Annotated in this window: 14 protein-coding genes; 9 read left to right on the plus strand and 5 right to left on the minus strand. The window is 67.6% G+C overall.

What is annotated here, in order from left to right; genetic code table 11:
- Window positions 1-79 precede the first annotated feature (79 nt).
- Complete coding sequence (locus ACVBEQ_RS01335; protein WP_447151604.1) at window positions 80-1,474, plus strand: FAD-binding oxidoreductase; 1,395 nt, start codon at window positions 80-82, stop codon at window positions 1,472-1,474.
- Window positions 1,475-1,816: 342 nt separating this feature from the next.
- On the opposite strand, the gene ACVBEQ_RS01340 is transcribed toward ACVBEQ_RS01335, so the two are convergent.
- Window positions 1,817-2,494, minus strand: coding sequence for a TetR/AcrR family transcriptional regulator (locus ACVBEQ_RS01340; protein ID WP_447151605.1), 678 nt, complete (start codon window positions 2,492-2,494; stop codon window positions 1,817-1,819).
- 54 nt (window positions 2,495-2,548) lie between these two features.
- Between ACVBEQ_RS01340 and ACVBEQ_RS01345 the strand changes: the two genes are divergently transcribed.
- The 5 genes from ACVBEQ_RS01345 (at window position 2,549) to ACVBEQ_RS01365 (ending at window position 8,071) form a co-directional block, all read left to right on the plus strand.
- A complete protein-coding gene (locus ACVBEQ_RS01345; RefSeq protein ID WP_447151606.1) occupies window positions 2,549-2,872 on the plus strand; it encodes a hypothetical protein in 324 nt (107 codons plus the stop codon).
- Window positions 2,873-3,057: 185 nt separating this feature from the next.
- Window positions 3,058-5,949 carry an ATP-binding protein gene (locus ACVBEQ_RS01350; protein ID WP_447151607.1) on the plus strand — a complete coding sequence of 964 codons (2,892 nt, stop codon included), beginning with the start codon at window positions 3,058-3,060 and terminating at the stop codon, window positions 5,947-5,949.
- 48 nt (window positions 5,950-5,997) lie between these two features.
- A complete protein-coding gene (locus ACVBEQ_RS01355) occupies window positions 5,998-6,990 on the plus strand; it encodes a methyltransferase (protein WP_447151608.1) in 993 nt (330 codons plus the stop codon).
- A gap of 30 nt (window positions 6,991-7,020) precedes the next feature.
- Window positions 7,021-7,509 carry a grhN gene (locus ACVBEQ_RS01360; protein WP_447151609.1) on the plus strand — a complete coding sequence of 163 codons (489 nt, stop codon included), beginning with the start codon at window positions 7,021-7,023 and terminating at the stop codon, window positions 7,507-7,509.
- A 28-nt stretch (window positions 7,510-7,537) separates the two neighbouring features.
- Complete coding sequence (locus ACVBEQ_RS01365; protein ID WP_447151610.1) at window positions 7,538-8,071, plus strand: LuxR C-terminal-related transcriptional regulator; 534 nt, start codon at window positions 7,538-7,540, stop codon at window positions 8,069-8,071.
- A 36-nt stretch (window positions 8,072-8,107) separates the two neighbouring features.
- Here the strand turns inward: ACVBEQ_RS01365 and ACVBEQ_RS01370 are convergent, their stop codons facing one another.
- The 4 genes from ACVBEQ_RS01370 to ACVBEQ_RS01385 all read right to left on the minus strand — a co-directional run bounded on the left by ACVBEQ_RS01370 (window position 8,108) and on the right by ACVBEQ_RS01385 (window position 11,866).
- Window positions 8,108-8,749, minus strand: coding sequence for a hypothetical protein (locus ACVBEQ_RS01370; protein ID WP_447151611.1), 642 nt, complete (start codon window positions 8,747-8,749; stop codon window positions 8,108-8,110).
- A gap of 611 nt (window positions 8,750-9,360) precedes the next feature.
- Window positions 9,361-9,714: an RES domain-containing protein gene (locus ACVBEQ_RS01375; RefSeq protein WP_447151612.1), complete on the minus strand. Its 354-nt coding sequence runs from the start codon at window positions 9,712-9,714 to the stop codon at window positions 9,361-9,363.
- Between the two features lie 407 nt (window positions 9,715-10,121).
- Entirely contained in the window at window positions 10,122-10,334 is a 213-nt protein-coding gene (locus tag ACVBEQ_RS01380) for a hypothetical protein (protein ID WP_447151613.1), read from the minus strand.
- Window positions 10,335-10,495: 161 nt separating this feature from the next.
- On the minus strand, window positions 10,496-11,866 hold the full coding sequence (locus ACVBEQ_RS01385; protein WP_447151614.1) for an EsaB/YukD family protein: 1,371 nt from the start codon (window positions 11,864-11,866) through the stop codon (window positions 10,496-10,498).
- Window positions 11,867-12,027: 161 nt separating this feature from the next.
- Here ACVBEQ_RS01385 and eccCa point away from each other — a divergent pair, with 161 nt between their 5' ends.
- From eccCa to ACVBEQ_RS01400, 3 genes are all read left to right on the plus strand, one after another.
- Window positions 12,028-16,050 (plus strand): type VII secretion protein EccCa, encoded by a 4,023-nt coding sequence (gene eccCa, locus ACVBEQ_RS01390; RefSeq protein ID WP_447151615.1) that lies wholly within the window; start codon window positions 12,028-12,030, stop codon window positions 16,048-16,050.
- Window positions 16,051-16,164: 114 nt separating this feature from the next.
- The gene (locus tag ACVBEQ_RS01395) at window positions 16,165-16,305 is read left to right on the plus strand and encodes a hypothetical protein (RefSeq protein WP_447151616.1); all 141 of its coding nucleotides are present in this window, start codon (window positions 16,165-16,167) and stop codon (window positions 16,303-16,305) included.
- A complete protein-coding gene (locus tag ACVBEQ_RS01400) occupies window positions 16,302-17,330 on the plus strand; it encodes an NAD(P)H-dependent glycerol-3-phosphate dehydrogenase (protein ID WP_447151617.1) in 1,029 nt (342 codons plus the stop codon). The genes ACVBEQ_RS01395 and ACVBEQ_RS01400 overlap by 4 nt, the downstream gene beginning before the upstream one ends.
- Window positions 17,331-17,356: the final 26 nt, after the last annotated feature.

Raw genomic sequence — 17,356 nt, forward strand, 5'->3', positions numbered from 1 at the left:
TAGCAATCGTGACCCGATGCTCAGAGCCGGCCCGGCATCTATTCGGTCGCACCGGCACAGGTCCCTCCTGGAGGTCCAGATGACCGTTGCAGCGCCGAATGTGTTCGACCCGGCATTCGCAGGGGAGGTCATCGACCCCGCGCATCCTGATTACGACACTGCACGAAAGGTCTACAACGGCGTCTTCGATAAACGCCCGGCCCTGATCGCGCGCTGCACCAGCGCCGCCGACGTGCAGATCGCGCTGGCACACGCGCGTGCGCACGACCTGGTCGTCGCGGTCCGCGGCGGCGGTCATTCCATTCCCGGTCACTCGTCCTGCGACGGCCGCCTGGTCATCGACACCGGCCCGATGAAGCACGTGCAGATCGACCCCGACGCCCGTACGGGTCGGTTCGGCGCCGGCCTGACCTGGGCCGAGTTCGACGCCGCCACCCAGGCACACGGCTTGGCGGTCACCGGCGGGCGGGTGTCTCACACAGGGATCGCCGGGCTGACACTGGGCAGCGGCTCGGGCTGGCTGGAAAGGGTGTGCGGCACCACCAGCGAGAACCTTTTGTCGGCACAGATTGTCGTCGCGGACGGACGGGTGCATCGGGCCAGCGCGGACGAGAACCCAGAGCTGTTCTGGGGACTCAAGGGCGGCGGCGGCAATTTCGGTGTCGTGACCGAGTTCGAATTCCGTCTGCGTCCGATCGGTCCACTGGTTTATGCAGGAATGATTCTGCACACGCGCGCGGCGGCCGCTGCTCTGCTGCGGTTCTACCGGGACTTCATGGAATTCGCCCCCGAACAGGTCTGCGGCGGGTTCGCGCTGATCACCGTCCCTCCTGACGATTCAATGCCCGAACCGCTCCGTGGACAGCCCGCCGCGGCGCTGATGATTCTGTACGCCGGCGATCCCACCGAGGGCGAGAGGGTTCTCCGCCCGCTGCTGGAATGGGGCCGACCATCGCTCAGGATGGTACAACCGATGCCCTATACCGCGATCCAGGCGATCACCGACGCCGCGAACCCTTGGGGCATCAGCGAATACTTCAAGATCGACTATCTCCCGGAACTGCCCGACGAAGCAATTGACGCTCTGGTGAGCCAGGCGGCGAAGGCCCGTTCACCGTTCACCGCAGTGGTCCTGTCCCGGCTCGGCGGCGCCCTCTCCCGCACCGACCGCACCCAGATGGCATTGACCGTCCCGGACGCGAACTGGTTCTACTTCTGCGAGGCACTCTGGTGGGACCCGGCCGCCGCCGAAGCCGAAACCGCCTGGGCGCACGCGTTCAAGGAAACAATGCAGCCCTGGAGCATCGACCGGGCCCCCGCCAACTTCGTCACCCCCGACGAAGGACAGACCCGGCTGCGAGATTCCTATGGCGACAGCACCTATCAACGACTGGTCGCACTGAAGAACACGTACGACCCGGGTAATGTCTTCACACTCAACCCGAACATCGCACCGCGCACATCACCGGTGTAACACCCGTCTGGGAGGTCTCTGGCTCTCCGGGCGTCACAGTGTGAGCCCCGACCTCACGCGGATCGGTCAAACGCACCGATCAGATGGTTGAGACCGGGACACCTGATGAGCCCCGCCCGCGCCGCCTACGAGAAGGCAGGCTTCACACCCTTCCGCAGGTCTGGTACTCAAAGCTGCTCCGTTGACCACCGCTGTCGTCACCGGGTCTTGACGAAAGACTCTCACCTGCATGAAGTCTGGGACAAGAACGCCAAGTAGCGAAACTACCCTGACGAAGGGTCCGCGGTCACACCGGTCCGGATGGTGTTGAGCGGCAACCGCCACGTCGACGTCGGTGACGACCTACTCGCTGTTGCCGGGTCCGGTCGTGCTGGGGAGCAACGCGTGGGCAAGCGTGCGGGCGAGGTGGACCGCATACCGTTGGGCGGACCATCCACGCTGCCCGACCAACAGATCCCATAGTTCGGCGGAGTTGTACGCCCAGAGGACGTCGCGAGCTTCCTCGATGGTGACGTCCTTGCGCAGGTGGGGTGCCAGGTATTGCGCGAACATGGTCATCCCGGTCAGGCGTTCAGCGGACAGCCTGTCCCATAGCTCCTGAGCGTCGGGATGTGTCGCGGCGGCGCTCTGGATCAGTAACTGGACCGGGACATGGCGGGGGGCGGTATCGGCGACGAACTGTGCGTAGAGCTCGAGCTTCTTGTACGGGTCGGTCTGCCGACTCACATCGACCAGAGCCGGTCGCTGCGGCACTGGGACAGGTTCGTCGTCGCCGGCGATGGCGACGTCGAAGATGGCCTTGATCAGGCCGACCTTGTTACCGAAGATCTTGTAGATCGCCTGCGGCGAGATCCCGGCGGCTCGCGCCACAGCGGGCACCGTCGTCGCCGAATAGCCGTCATTCAGGAACCTGTCGCGGGCGACCTCCAAAACCCGTGCCCGGGTCTGGCGTGCCCCCGCCTGGCGGCCGGTCGCGTCGTAGCGTCGACGGCCCTTGACGTTCTCAGTGATCTGCGCCACCCTTGAGTATCGAGTAGAGGTCCTTCTACTCAAAGTATCAGAAGGGGAGCCATCATGTACGCGTTCTACTACGACGTGCCGGGAACACCGGAGATGTACCAACTGGTGAGCCGACAGCTGGGGTCGGAACGACCCGACGGACTGGTTGTGCAGCTGGTCACCACCACCGAAAGCGGCCTTCGACACCTGAACGTCTGGCAGTCCCGCGAGCAGTGGGAGCAGTTCCGGGACGGTCGAGTTCGCCCTGCGGTGGCAGCGGTGCTGGCCACCCTGCGGCTGCCCCAATCAGCTCTGCCCCCGGATGAGCACCCCCTGGCTCTGGTCGACGTCGGCACCGCGACGAGTGGCCCGATGACCACGACACCGACACCTGTCTGAGGGCGCGTCATGGCCATTCCTGGGCAAACTCGAGTCCCCGGTGGCACCCGCGAGGGCATGGACGAGGTCCAGTCTCGAGTGGAGGAATGGTGTTTGGGAGGCCCACCACCCGGATTTGCGGATACCGCTGCGCGTGGCGGGCGTGGTCCACTGATGGCACCAAATCTCAGCTGCCGGGAGTGGCGATGGACGACCTGGTCGGTCGGGATCGTGAGATGGCAATCCTGTTGGCGTGCCTGAACGAGGCTCGGCAGCAGCGACCGCAGGTCGTCGTCTGCCTCGGCGAGCCAGGAATCGGAAAGACCAGGTTGGCGCGGACCTTGATGAAAACCGCCAGAGCCGAGGAGGTTCTGGTCGGCTGGGGTGCTGCGAGTGAGTTCCCCGGTGCGCCCCCGTACTGGTGTTGGTTGCAGGTGCTGCGTCGCCTCGCTGAGGGCGTCGATCTCCACGAACTGGCCCGCCGAAGGGGCGTTCTCCGCGAATTGTCGTGGGTCGTTCCGGATCTGGTCGGCGACGCCGGTGCTGCGGACCTGGGCGCGGCGCTGTCCTTCGAGGATCGCCTTCGCCTCTTCGACGCCATCGCGCGGCTGCTCAGGTCGGCTGCACATTCCTCGCCGTTGTTGGTCGTGCTGGAGGACCTGCATTGGGCCGACGAGCCCAGCCTTCTCCTGCTCCAGCACCTCGTGCGGGTGGTGGACGACGAACGGATCATGCTGCTGGTCAATGCCCGGCCCCACGGCGCCGGCGCGCACGAGGCCCTCGGTTCGCTGCTTCGCGAGCAGGTGACCACCGCCCTCGAGGTGAACGGGCTGGACGCCGAAGGAGTGCGGAGGCAATTGGCCGGGATAGCCGGGTTCGTCGTCGATTCCGCGTCGGTCCAGGACGTTGTGTCGCGGACCGGCGGCAACCCGTTCCTCGTCGGCGAGGTCGGCCGTGCGTTCGCATCCCGCGACAGGCAACCCGGGCCCCTGGTGACGGTTTCCATTCGTGCTGCGATCGCCGAACGGATGCTGCAGCTCGGGCCGGCGGGCATGAGCCTTGTGCGTGCCGCCGCAGTGTTGTCAACGGACATGTCGGTTTCCGATCTCGCAGCGATGATCGGTCGCGGGCCGGTCGAGACACTCGCCCTGCTGGCTGAGGCCGAGCAGGCCGCGCTGCTGACACCCTCCGACGAACAGGGGCAATGGCGGTTCACCCACGCCATCGTCCGCGATGCGGTCCGGGCCGAGCAGTCGCCTGCGCAGCGCGTCGATCTGCACCGCAGGGCGGCCGAGATGATGGAGGCCCGGTGTGCCGGCGCGCTCGGTTCGCACGTGTTCGATATCGCGCACCACCATGCGGAGGCCGCAATGGGCGGTGACGGGCGGTTGGCCGCCCGCTGGCTCGAGCGTGCCGCGACGCGCGCCACCCGCCAGCTCGCGTTCGAGGACGCCGGCCAGCTACTTCGACGGGCATTGTTGGTGGCGGGGCCGGACTTGAGCCCGGAGGAGCGCATCGCCCTGCTGTTGCAGGCCGCACGTGCCGACAACTTGGCCGGCGATCTTCCCGCACGGCTGCAGGCCTGCCTGGACGCCGCCGACCTGGCACGCGATCTCGGCCGGGCCGACCTGCTCGCCGAAGCGGCTCTGGTCATGGAAGTCACCGCGACGTCCCCAGGCTTCGGAGTCGTCACCCGCCGGCTTTGCCTCGAAGCGCTTCGGGGACTGGATGACCGGCCGACGGCGCTGCGAGCGAGATTATTGGCGCGGTTTGTCGAAACCTTTGTGTTCTCCAGGGAACTCGAGACCGTGGCCGCGACAAGCGAACAGGCCCTTGAGATTGCGACGGCATCCGGTGATAACGGGGCGATGGCCGCGGCGATGGCGGGGCGAAGGCTGGTGTGTTCAGGGCCTACCGGGCTTGCAGAACGGGAGCGGCTGGCCGCGCAGATGTTGGTACTCGCTCGGAACGCCGGTCAGCCAGATCATGAGATGTCTGCCCGGCTCTGGCAGATCGACGCGTCGTTCGAACGCGGCAACCTGGTCTCCGTCGGGGAGGAAATCGACGCGCTCGAGCAGTGCGCGTCCGAGGTCGGCGGCGGTTGCGTCACGCTGTTCGAGGTGATCAAGTGTCGTGCCGTGCTCGCCCAGGCGCAGGGCCGCTACTCCGATGCCCTTCGACTGGAGGGGCAGGCGTTCGCGCTGATCTCACCGACCGGAATGCAGTCGGGCCTGGTTCTGCGGTCAGGACTGCTGCCAATCATCGGCCGTCATATCGGGCAGGGCCGCTCGTCGATGGATGCCAATGCCCTCGTCGCCGGGGATCGGGAGCAGCTCGATTCCATCGGGCTGATCGCGTTCCTGGGCGCCGCGCACGCCCACGCCACCGCGGGCATTCTTGGGGAGGCGCAACGGCTCTACCGCGCCGCCGGCCCGGTGGCCGGGTGGCGCCCGCCGCCGCATGTCGTTCTTCTCGTTGACGCGTTCGGTATCGCGGTGGCGGACGAATTGGGTGACCGCGGCGACCTCCAGGTTCATCGGGAGCGACTCGGCGAGCATCGCGGGCACCACGTGGTCAGCGGCACCGCCCAGGTCTCCTACTTTGCACCCGTCGAGCACTGGCTGGGCGTGGCCGCCCATCGCCTGGGCCTGCTCGATGACGCGGTTGCCGACCTGGAGCACGCTGCGCTCAGTTGCGCCTCCATCGGAGCGGCCGGCTTCGCGGTGGAAGCCCAGGTTCGTCTCGCCGCTGCGCTGGCCGACAGACGAGGCGGCGGTGACTTGACTCGGGCGCGCGGGTTGCTCGTGACAGCCGGTACCTCTGCGAGATCGCTCGGAATGACGCCGTTCGTTGCAGCGGTGACGGACCTGCAGGTGCAGGTCGACGCGCTCGCCGGCGTCGTGCCGCTCACCACGCGCGAGGCTGAGGTCGCTCAGCTCGTCGCGCAGGGGCTCACGAATCGAGAAGTGGCCAAGCGGCTGGTGCTCTCCGAACGCACCGTCGAGCACCATGTGACGGCGGTGCTGTCCAAGCTCGGTTTCACCAACAGGGCTCAGGTGGCCGGATGGGCGAGCCGTCCAGTCGGGTACCACAGATAGGTGGATGTACTCATCCCGATCACGCCGTATCTACCTAACGTCGGGGCCATGACCGAGATAATTGCTCCGGCCCACGAGATCATCTGGTCCCTGACGAACGCCGCCGTTCCGTCGGCCTGCCTGCACCTGATCGCCGAAACCGGCGTCGCCGACCGGCTCGGTGAACCGTCCACCGCCGCAGACCTGGCACAACGCTGCGCCCTCGACCCGGCGGCCCTCGACCGTGTGCTGCGACTGCTGGTGTCCCATGGCGTGTTCGAGCGGGACGGGGCGCTCTACCGGCACAACACCGAATCCCGACTGTTGCGCTCGGACCATCCTCGGTCCATGCGCGCATTCGCCCGCATGATGGGGCTTCCCGTCTTCAGCGACACCTGGAACGCGCTCGGTCATTCGCTCAAAACAGGAGCACCCGCCATCGAGCAGGTCACCCCCGGAGGTTTGTGGCCCTACCTGCGCAGCCATCCCGACGAGGCTGACATCTTCAACTCCGCCATGCAGTCGAAGGCGCACGCCGACATCGACGCCGTCCTGTCCGCGTACGACTTCAGGCCATTCAACGCCATCGCGGACGTCGCCGGTGGACGTGGCCACCTGCTGAAGGCTGTCCTGGAAACAGCGCCGAACTCGCACGGGATCCTCTTCGAAACCCCCGAAGTCATTGAGTCTCTGCTCGAACCCGGGCCCCGACTGACCTACCGCGCCGGCGACTTCTTTACCGATCCATTGCCGCGAGCAGACTGCTACCTGCTGATGGAAATACTCCACGACTGGAACGATCCGGAGGCGGTCCACATCCTCGAGGCCATTCGCCAGGCGAGCGCACCCGGCGCGACCGTGCTGATCCTCGAGGGCATCCGAGAGGAGCAGGGCAACGACCCCCGTGCGGCCACCCTCGATGTGATCATGCTGGCCGTCACCGGAGGCCGCGAACGCACTGCCGACCAACACGGCCGACTACTGCGCGAGACAGGCTTCCGCCCCACCGCCATGATCGAAACGACCGGCCCGATCCGCATTCTCGAGGCACTCGCCGTCTGAAACCGGGCACCGACAACCAAGGAGGATCACATGGAGAAGAAGCCATCGACTGACGTCACGCTGTCCTCCCCACCCCCGCTCTGGGTGCTGCGAACCGTGAACCATCTGATGCGCCCGCTGCTCAGGTCCCGACTCGCCACGCGGATGTCAGGGGTCATGCTGCTGGAATTCCGCGGTCGGCGCACAGGCCGGACGATCACCGTGCCGGTCAACATGAACCGCGTCGACGGCGTCGTCACCGCCTTCACCGGAGCACCATGGCGCCACAATTTTCAGGACGGTGCCCCGGCCACGGTGACCTACCGCGGCCACCCCCATCAGACCCGCGGCACCCTCACGCGAATGACCCCGGAAGAAATGGGACTGGCCGTGTTCAAGGCCCTCGACGCCGGCGCGTCCGCACAGCGCATGGGCATCCGCGCACCCAAGGGCCACCAACCCACCGCCGCCGAACTTGCTGAACTGGGGCCAGCACTCGGAACTTCCGCCATCAGGTTCGAACTGGCGCTGCCCACCTGAGCCCGGCGGCTCATCTGAACCGCGACTCATGTGCAGGCCCGCATTTGCCGGCAAGACCTCGCTGATGGGCCGGCTGGTCCGGACCGGGACCCCGGCCGAGGTGGCGCAATCCCAGTCGGCGCGAATCTCCTTTTCCTGGCCGGCTGCGACACTGTCCGCGGCTGAGGCGCCCACGTCGTTGGCGCCCTCATCGGGCGGTGTGGAGGCATGTCCCATCCGGGGACGGATGGTCCCCGGCTGCGCCACTCTCATCGTCACCAGTCACGGCCGGCCCGGACATCTCAAACGAGCCCTCGCCGCAGGCGTCAGCGGGTTCCTGCCCAAAACCGTGTCCGCGCAGGTACTCGCCGACGTCGTCCGCACCGTGCACAACGGCGGCCGTTACGTCGACCCGCAACTCGCCGCCGAAGCCATCAGCAACGGAATCAGCCCACTCACCGCCCGGGAGAGTGACGTCCTCGAACTCGCCGCCGGCGGCGCGACCATCGACGAGATCGCCAAACACGCCGCACTGGCCCCCGGCACCGTCCGCAACTATCTGTCCTCCGCGGTCACCAAATGACTTAGCTGAGGCACCAACCTCGGTCGGCACGGTAGGTCAGGTCATCCGGTAGACCATGATGGTGACCCGGTAGTGACCGCTGCTCTTCTTCAGGTTGAACTCGTAGGTCTTGGTGCCCCCGGCGTTCGGCAGGTCGATGGCCAGACCCTGCTGGGTGAAGGCGAGGGTCTGATCCCCGACGGGGTCATCCTCGGCGTACTCCTCGCCCAGTGGGCCATTCCCGTGCCAGGCACACACCGGCCAGCATGACGGGTAGGGGAAGTCCGACTCCCAGAACACAGCCCGGACCGAGAACGGTGCGCTGATGGCCTGCCGGCAGTCCCATTCGTCATTTTCCAGCCCGCTCGGCCAGGAGCCGCCGTTGTTGTTCACCCGGATGTTCGGATCCGACAGGCAGGACTGGGTGGACGGGAACGTCCGGGTCTGCCCGGCGTCGAAGTTGCCGAACAGACGGGACTGGCTGTCGAACACCTGCCCGGACACCGACGATGTTCGGAAACCCCCGTAGATCTCATCGCTGAGAACACTGTTGAACGACCCGGTCTCATCGACCGCCTTGATCGTCTGGGCGAGCACTACGTACGTCCGCAGGTTGTTCGGCACGTTATCCGCCGCCACCGGCCCCGCTGCCGCGACAAACAGCGCGATCGCGCTGATGCCCAGTACCACTCTTGTCATGGTCCGCAAGAACCCTTTCATCGAAACCCCTTTCGCTCGCGGCGGAGCGCGGATCGCCCAACCGGCTACGAGCACTCTGCGGGTGGCCACTGTCACGGCACTTCCATCGCGCTTTCGTTGGTCTGTCGGGTTCTTCCGGTCAGCCGGGTCGGTGATGGTGGAGTACCAACCAACATCGGGAAACATCCTGCTGCCAACGGCGGCATTTCCTTTTACGGTGAGCGCCCGGCCGCGCCCAGCGCGGGATCTAGCCAGCGGTGCCGGTGGGGCTGACGCTGGCCGGGTTGGCCGTTGCAGTTGTCAATGCGGTCGCGGCCTTCCGATCGTCGCGGGCGCCCTATCGATGAATCACGTAGCCGATGCGACCCGCCGCCCCGCTGATCACGCCGACCAGACCGGGGTGGTCGAGGGGCAGGGAAAGATCGGGTGTGGCCGGGAAGGAGTCGGCCCAGGAAGGAACAACGCGACTGCATCGCTGCCGGTCACCGCGGAGGAATACACAATCCCGTCGACCCGCCGAGGGTGAATGGCGATGGCGTGTGCCCACCGGCTGCGGACCGGTATTCAAAGCGTGTGAGGCCCCCGCACGACGTGGCCACTGCCCTCGGAGATCAAGCAACCGAAGCGGCCGCACCGGTCGCCACACCGTGAGGTAGGGGCTTGTTCGGCGCGGCGGGCTGGATGATCCGACCATGCTGGAACACTTCGGCCAACGCGGTGTCGACGTCCGCGGCCGCTAACAGGACGGCGAAGTCCGGGTGCGATCCCGGTGGTTCGCCGCTTTCGGATGGTGGGTGCGGGTCGAACCGGGCTCCGGTGGGTCCGAAGTGGCGCATGTGATGCCAGGGCAACGCGTAGGGGCCGACCGTTCCGTGGACGCGCACCATGCTGTGATGAGGCCAGTCCAGCACGTCGTCGTCCGCGATGAAGAGCGGGTCAGGTGGGTTGCGGGGCAGCTTCACCACCGGTAGAGCTGCTCCACCATCTCGACGACCGGCGCCACACCAAACACGCACAACATGAACGGTCCGGCCGGCGGTGAAGGCTCGGTAGTCACTCGAGTTTCGGATTACGCCGGCTTCTCGGCTCGGACCGTTGTGTGGCCATCGGTCAGTGCACGTGCCATCGCTCGGACCCAGGCGGGAATCGGCTCGCCCCATTTGTCGGCTGTCTCGACCAGCAGGCGGGCGGCTTCAGCCTGAGCGCGACTGATCCTGATGGTTTTCGGTGACTGCGTCATAAGTCGGCCGCCTCCATCCCCGGGTCGATCCCAAATCTGTCGCCCTCATTGTAGGAGGTGGGCCCGGGGTTGAGCCGGTCGATCCAGAAGGAAACAACCTTGCGCTGAACCTCCTTGTCCCGCCTGCCCGGGTTATCGACAGCGCTTCGCAGCATGTTCTCGCCCAGTCGTCGTCTCAGGGTCAGCGCTGAGCACCATGCCGATCATCATGTGGAACTCCCGCAGCTCGGCATCCCGCCGGTTGTTCCGCTGGGCAACCATGTTGCTCCAGGTCACCCCGGCTGCCGTGACCACTCCGGTGATGATGCTCGGCACCAGGATGACCAACCAGTTCACGTCCACCACGGCGCCCCACCCACGCGTTGCTGACCGGTCGCCCGATCGCCCTGGCGCAACTTTCCGCGCCCTGAGCGGAAATCGTGCGACCCTGCCCTCCGACAGTCCGGCGATGAATCCACCAAGCACCCGCCGACAAGCGTGTGCTGAAGCCCTACCCAGACGAATACTCATTGACTCGATGTCGAATCCCCGGCGAGTGCGCGCGCCCAGTCCAAGAGACCGAGGTTGGCGGCGGCCAGCACGACGACGATCACCATGAGGAGCCGCTCCACCAGGTCCAGCACCCGCGCTGTCCGTGCGGCTGTGACAGCTGACAAGCGTTGTGACATCAGCAGTACCCCGGCCGTGACCGGTAGGGCGATCGTTGCGGCCACGATGAACAGGTGGGACGGAGCGGTGCGGTAGCAGCCCGTTGCCACAGCCGCCAGCAGCACCAGACCGGCGATCCGAGGCCCGATGGTGTGCGGCACCTGAGCGAACACCCTGGCGCGTAACAACAGCAGGCAGGCCACACCGAAGCCGAGAGCCATCGAGCGGGGGTCACCCGACAATGCCGCTGGAACAGCGCCGAGAACGACGGCAGCACTGCCCCCGACCAAACACCCGGTCAGCATTCGCTGCGCCGCGGTGAGTCGCGCGTCGAAGGCCGAACCGGCAGTCCCGACCTGCCCGGCCACGCCGGTCAGCACGAGCACCGCACGAGGTAACGCGCCAAGTACCAGCGCGCCGAGAACCGCGACCGCCGAGGCACTGTCCACCTGGGGAGCCCCGCCGATCACGCCCAGCACAGTGGCCCCCGAACCGGCCACCGGCATGCAGAAGCCGGCCGCGATCGGCACCGCGAACGGACGGAACACCGCCGTCCACGCCGCAAGCAGCAGCGCGCACCCAGCCGCCACCATGGCTGTCAGGACCGGCTCGACGGCTGTTCCCGTCGTCCACCACCGGAGTCCGGTCGTTCCGGCAACGGCCGCCCACCCTGCCGCCGTCAGCAGCAGTGTTGTTGCGCAGACGCTTTCGCTGTGGTGGTCCGCGAGTGCGGCGAGGCCGGCGAACAGCACCGCTACACCGACCATCGCCAGAGCCGGGACGTCTGTCGAGACGGCGAACGGCACCAGAAGAGTTCCGGTGACGACCGAGGCCCACAGCAGCAAAAGCATTGTCGCCCGCCGGTCCCAGAACTGACCGTGCTCCTCGACGATGTCCTCGATGCGGTCGCGGGCGGTCTGGGCAGGCCGCTCCTCGATGACCGGATCATGCGTCAGGGTCAGCACATCACCGACCAGAACCGCTGCCTCGTCGAGTGTCTCGCCGGTCATCAGGGGCGTTCCGTCGATTCGGGTGAGGGACCAGTCCCCCGTCGGCTCGGCGGAGTGATGAGGTGCCAGAGATCGGATCAATCCGGCCATCAGCTCTCCGACCGGAATCGACGACGGGAGAACCACATCCCTGACTCGGGATCCGCAGGCGATGGTCACCGGGCACGCGGAGGGCGCGCCGGGCGGCTGGGATGCCGCGGTGGGCTGTGATCGGCTCATTGGTCAGTTCTCGTGTCTTCGATTGACGTCGCTGCCGGCCGTAGCCGGATGTGGACAAATCCCGGTGCCGGGCGGTCGGAACCATAGTCTGGGTCCCCCCACCAACCGGTGGTTGTCCACAGGACTCGAACCCATTGCGGTATCGACTATTCGGAGCAGCGATGATCCTTCCGGTCGCCCGTCGACCATCGGTCCCGGGTCCCCTGCTTGACGGACCCATTTCGCTGGCGGCGCCGCCTCGGCAATCCGAAACGACTCCGATCACAGCGTCACTGGGCATGGTGCTGATGCCGGTCGCGTCAGGAGTCGGCGCGGTGGTGCTCGCCGTGACGTCGCAGGGCCGCCCGATCATGGCTGCCGTTGCCCTGCTGGTCCTCGCGGCGTCGATCGCTGTCGGGGTGGTGATGCTGGTCGGCGCGCGGACGGGTGAGCGTGGGCGAACCAGGGAGCAGCGGGAGCGGTACCTGGACCATCTCGAGATGGTCAGGGCCGAGATCCGGCTGGCAGTAGTGGATCAACGGCGGCGCGCGGCGCAACGGCACCCCGAGGCCGGTCGACTCGCGGACCACGCGCTGTCACCGGATCGGCTCTGGCAGTGCAGACCCGCCGACCCGGACTTCTTCGCCCTGCGGGTGGGGGTCGGCGATGTCCCGCCGGCTCGACCGGCGCGGCTACCGGCCGACGCCGGCGACCCGCTCGTGCGCTACGACCCGGTCTGCCTGGCTGCGGCGACCGAAATTGCCGCACAGCACTCGACGGTGCCCGGCCAACCGGTCGTACTGCGGTGGGAAGCCGGGGCGGTGGCGTGCATCGTCGGCCCAGCCGACACGGTGCTCGGATCCGCCAGAGCGATGCTGCTACAGGTCGTCCGGGCACACAGCCCGGATGACGTCGGCATCATGGTCTGCAGTTCCGAGCCGCAGCGATGGGAGTGGCTGAAGTGGTTGCCGCACTGTCATTCTCAGCGCAGCCCGGATGGCCCGATGGCTTCGCGGCTGATCACCGAGGACCCGCAGGTGGCCATCGACCTGCTCGAGTCGGAAGCCGCTGACGGCGGGATTGCGGGTGTTCCCGTTGGCCGCCGCCTCCTCGTGATCGTCGACCATCTCGGGACGAGTCCAGAGATGGTCGCCGGGCTGGAGGCGTTGTGCGAGGCGGCAGAAGTTGCCGGGGCACGGCAGCTGCACCTGTTGCCGCCGGACGCGGTCGTACCCGGATCCACCCGAATCCGGATCACGGCCATGGCGGGCCTGGGAGGGCCCTACCTGGAGGAGCGGACAGCGCACGGGCGAGTCGAAACCATTGAATCAACAGGTGTTTCCACTGAACGGCGCTGCGTCCTCGACCAGGTCAGCGAACCCGAACTGGCGGCTCTTGTCAGGTTCTTCGCGCCGCTGCGGCCGGAAAGCGTTTCCGCGGAAACGGCTTCGGCATCGGCAGCCGGCGTCGTTCACCGGACCGTCGACGTCGCGACCATCGACCCCGCGGTGTCGTGGCAGCCGCGACCGGCCACGGACGAGTTCTGCGCTCCGATCGGCACGGTTCAGGACGGCTCGGTCGTGCTGCTCGACCTCAAGGAGGCGTCCCGGGGCGGGATGGGGCCGCACGGGTTGATCGTCGGTGCCACGGGGTCCGGAAAGTCGGAGCTCCTCCGGACGCTGGTCACCTCGTTGGTGATTGGGCATTCGCCGCGGAGCCTGGCGCTGCTGGTCGCCGACTTCAAGGGCGGGGCGACGTTTGCGGGTCTCTCAGAGCTCCCGCACCTGGCCGGAATGGTGACGAATCTGGACGCGGACCTCAGCCTGGTCGACCGTTTCCGGGCAGCGCTCGGCGGTGAGCTGCACCGTCGTCAGGAACTTTTCGCCGCGGCTGGTGGCGTGACATCACTGGACGACTACGCCGCGGCCGCTCCGCTGCGACCGGACCTGGAGCACCTGCCGCGCCTGCTGGTCGTCGTCGACGAGTTCTCCGAGATGATCGGCGCCCGGCCGGAACTCATCGATCTGTTCGCGACGATCGGGCGGATCGGGCGGTCGATCGGCGTCCACCTGCTGCTGTCGACGCAACGGCTCGACACCGGGCGGATCCGCGGCCTCGAGAGCCACCTGTCCTATCGCATCTGCCTCCGCACCTTCTCCGAAGCGGAGTCCCGCGAGGCCATCGGCGTCCCCGGTGCCTTTCTGCTGCCACCCGAACCCGGCTGGGCGTACCTGCTGGCCGGCGGACCCGCCCGCCGGTTCCGGGCCGCGACGGTGTCTCGGCCGTACCGCCCGCCGCCGACTCTGCCCACGGATTCGGATGCGGATGCGGATGCGGATGTCGAGCCTGAGCCGGGGTTCCCGCGGGGGCTCGTGATGCCGTTCGAGGCGCAGAACGGCCTCGCCGCAAGGGTTGTCGAGCTCCGGCACTCCCGACATCGCAGCAGTGCCGATCAACCTTCCGTGCCCACTCCCGGTGACACACCGCCGACCACCGTGCTCGAGGTCGCTGTGGACCGCCTGGTGGCCGCCGCGCACCAGCACCCGGACGGTCGGCGGGCACGACAGATCTGGTTGCCCCCGCTCCCCGCGCGACTGGCACCGGACGACGTCCCTGGCGAGCCGGCCGGGCGCGAGGCGGACGGACAGCCGGTCCCTGTCCCCAGGAGGACACCGCCGTCCGCAGTCCTGGGGCTGGTCGACGTCCCTGAGCGGCAGCATCAGGAGGTTTTGATGTGGGACGCGTCCGCTGGGAACGGCAACCTGCTCATCGTCGGCGCTCCACGGTCTGGGACATCCACAGCCGTCGGAACCCTGCTTGCGTCACTGGCCCACCGCCACCCGCCGGACGAGGTGCGGGTCGCTTGCATCGACGCCGGAGGCGGCCTGCTGACCGAGCTGTCGGCCCTTCCGCACGTCGCGGCGGTTGCGTCACCGTCGGACGCCGACCTGCTGCGCCGGATTTTCGCGACCGTGACCGCGTTCATCGACGAGCGGGAATCGGTCCGGGCGCCACCTGCGACCGCCTGGCTTCAAACGCACCTAGTGCTGATCATCGACGGATGGGCCGGCGTCTTCGACGTCGACCCGGACATCGGTGACGCCATCGAACAGATCCTGCGCCGCGGGCCACGGCACGGCGTGCACGTCGCGCTGACGGTGACCGCGCCGGGCGAGGTAAGCAGCCGCATCGCGGCACGGTTCGGCACCCGGATCGAGCTGCGACTGGGCGACCCCTTCGACTCGGCCATCGACCGGCAGCGGGCAAAGGGCATTCCGGTAGATCGGCCGGGACGCGCGCTCGTGCAGGGTGGGCACCTCGCGCAGATCGCTCTGCCGTTCGCCGACGATCGCGTGGGAGTCGGTGTTGCCGACCTCATCGAGCGGGTACGAGAACGATGGCCAGGTCAGCGCGCAGAGCCGATTCGAACCCTCCCGCCTACCGTCGTGCTCTCCGAGCTGCGAGGACTGGCCGGGCTGGACACCGGAAGGTTCAGCGGAGGCGTCCTTCTGGGCCTGGCCGACCACGACCTGCAGCCGATGCGGCACGACGTCCTCGGCGAAGACCCGCATCTGGTGATCCTCGGCGACGGGGGTTCGGGCAAGACCACAGCGCTGCGCTGTCTCCTCGCCCAGCTCGCGGAGACCCTGCCCGGCGGACCGCGCGCGGATCGGCGGACGGCAGAGATTGCCGTCGTGGACCATCGACGAGGCGCACTCGCCACGGACGGCACCGGGGTCACGCGAGTCAGCACCCATCACAAAGACACGGCGGCACTGTGTTCGATCATCGGCCGGGAACTGTCCGACCGCATGACCCGCACGAAACAGGCTGCGCAAACGGGAGGATCCAGTGGGGGCGATCAGCCGGACCGGCAGCTGTACCTGCTGATCGACGACCTGGACCTGGTGGCCACCCCTGTGGCCAACCCGTTGCACGGGCTGCTGCCGTACCTGCCGCTCGGCCGCGACCTCGGCTTCCACCTGGTCGTCAGCAGGCGGGCCGGCGGGGTTGCGCGGGCGCAATACGGTCCGCTGCTGCAGGCGCTGGGCGACCTGGGCACCCCGGTGTTGCTGCTGTCCGGGTCGCCCGCGGAGGGCCGGCTCGCGCACGGTCTCGTCCCGCGCCGCCTCCCGGCCGGTAGAGCACAGTTCGCCACCAGAAAGTCGGGGGCGGTGCTGCTGCAGACCCCACTGCCGGGCTGACCCGGCATCAGGCTGACCCGGCATCAGTTTGACCAGCCATCCGGTTGCGGCCGTCATCCCCGCCGTCGACACTGAGCCGGACGATTCCGGCAAGATCACCAAGGGGTGGGCGACGTGTGTCGATGCAAGCGCGGACCTGACATCGACTTCCACGCCGCCCTGAACGACACCGCCGACGTGCACCTGAACGCCGACACCGGTGCCGCGCCAGACACCGCCGGCGACGGCGAACGACCCGCCCGGGACTCGACGTGACGTCACCGGCGAACCGCAGGCAACCCAAGGTCGCGGTGATCGGCGCCGGCTCGTGGGGGACGGCCGTCGCGGCGATCATCGCGCGCAAGTCGCCCACCGTCATCTGGGCCCGGTCGGCCGAGGTCACTGGGCAGATCAACGAGAACTCACAGAACGAGCGCTACCTGCCGGGCTACCCGCTGCCCGACACGCTGACCGCCACCTCCGATCTGCAGGAGGCGGTCGAACCGAGCGACGTGATCATCATGGCGGTCCCGTCGCACGGTTTCCGCGGCGCACTCAGCGATCTCGCTCCGTACTTGCGGCCGTGGGCGCCGGTGGTCAGCCTCGTCAAGGGCCTCGAGCAGGTCACCCACCACCGGATGACGGAGATCGTCGACGAGATCCTCCCGGGTCATCCGGCCGGGGTGCTGGCCGGCCCGAACATTGCCCGCGAGGTCGTCGCCGGGTACGCCGCAGCAGCGGTGATCGCGATGCCCGACCAACACCTCGCCGCGCAACTCGGAGAGCTGTTCCGGACCAAACTCTTCCGGATCTACAACAGTTCGGACGTCGTCGGGGTGGAGATCGCCGGAGCCCTGAAGAACGTCTTCGCGATCGCGGTCGGCATGGGCGACGGCGTCGGGAGCGGCGACAACACCCGCGCCGCGGTGATCACCCGGTCGTTGCGGGAGATGTCCCGACTCGGCGAACGGATGGGTGGCGACCGCGACACCTTCTCCGGGCTGGCTGGCCTCGGCGATCTCGTGGTGACGTGCACCAGCCCGCACAGCCGGAACCGGCACGTCGGCGAACAACTGGGCAAAGGCCTCTCCATCGACGAGGTACTGGCCGGGATGAAGCAGGTAGCCGAGGGCGTCAAATCCGCGTCCACCGTGATGAAACTTGCCGCCGAGTGCGGCATCGAGATGCCCATCGCCCGGGAGGTCGACGCGGTCGTCAACCACGGGTCGACGCCGATGCAGGCCTACCGCGGCCTGATCAACGTGGCACCGGGGCACGAGGTGCACGGCGAAGGCTGGTGAACTTCTCCGCAATAGAGCCCAGCGCG

It is taken from the genome of Nakamurella sp. GG22 (assembly GCF_052976845.2).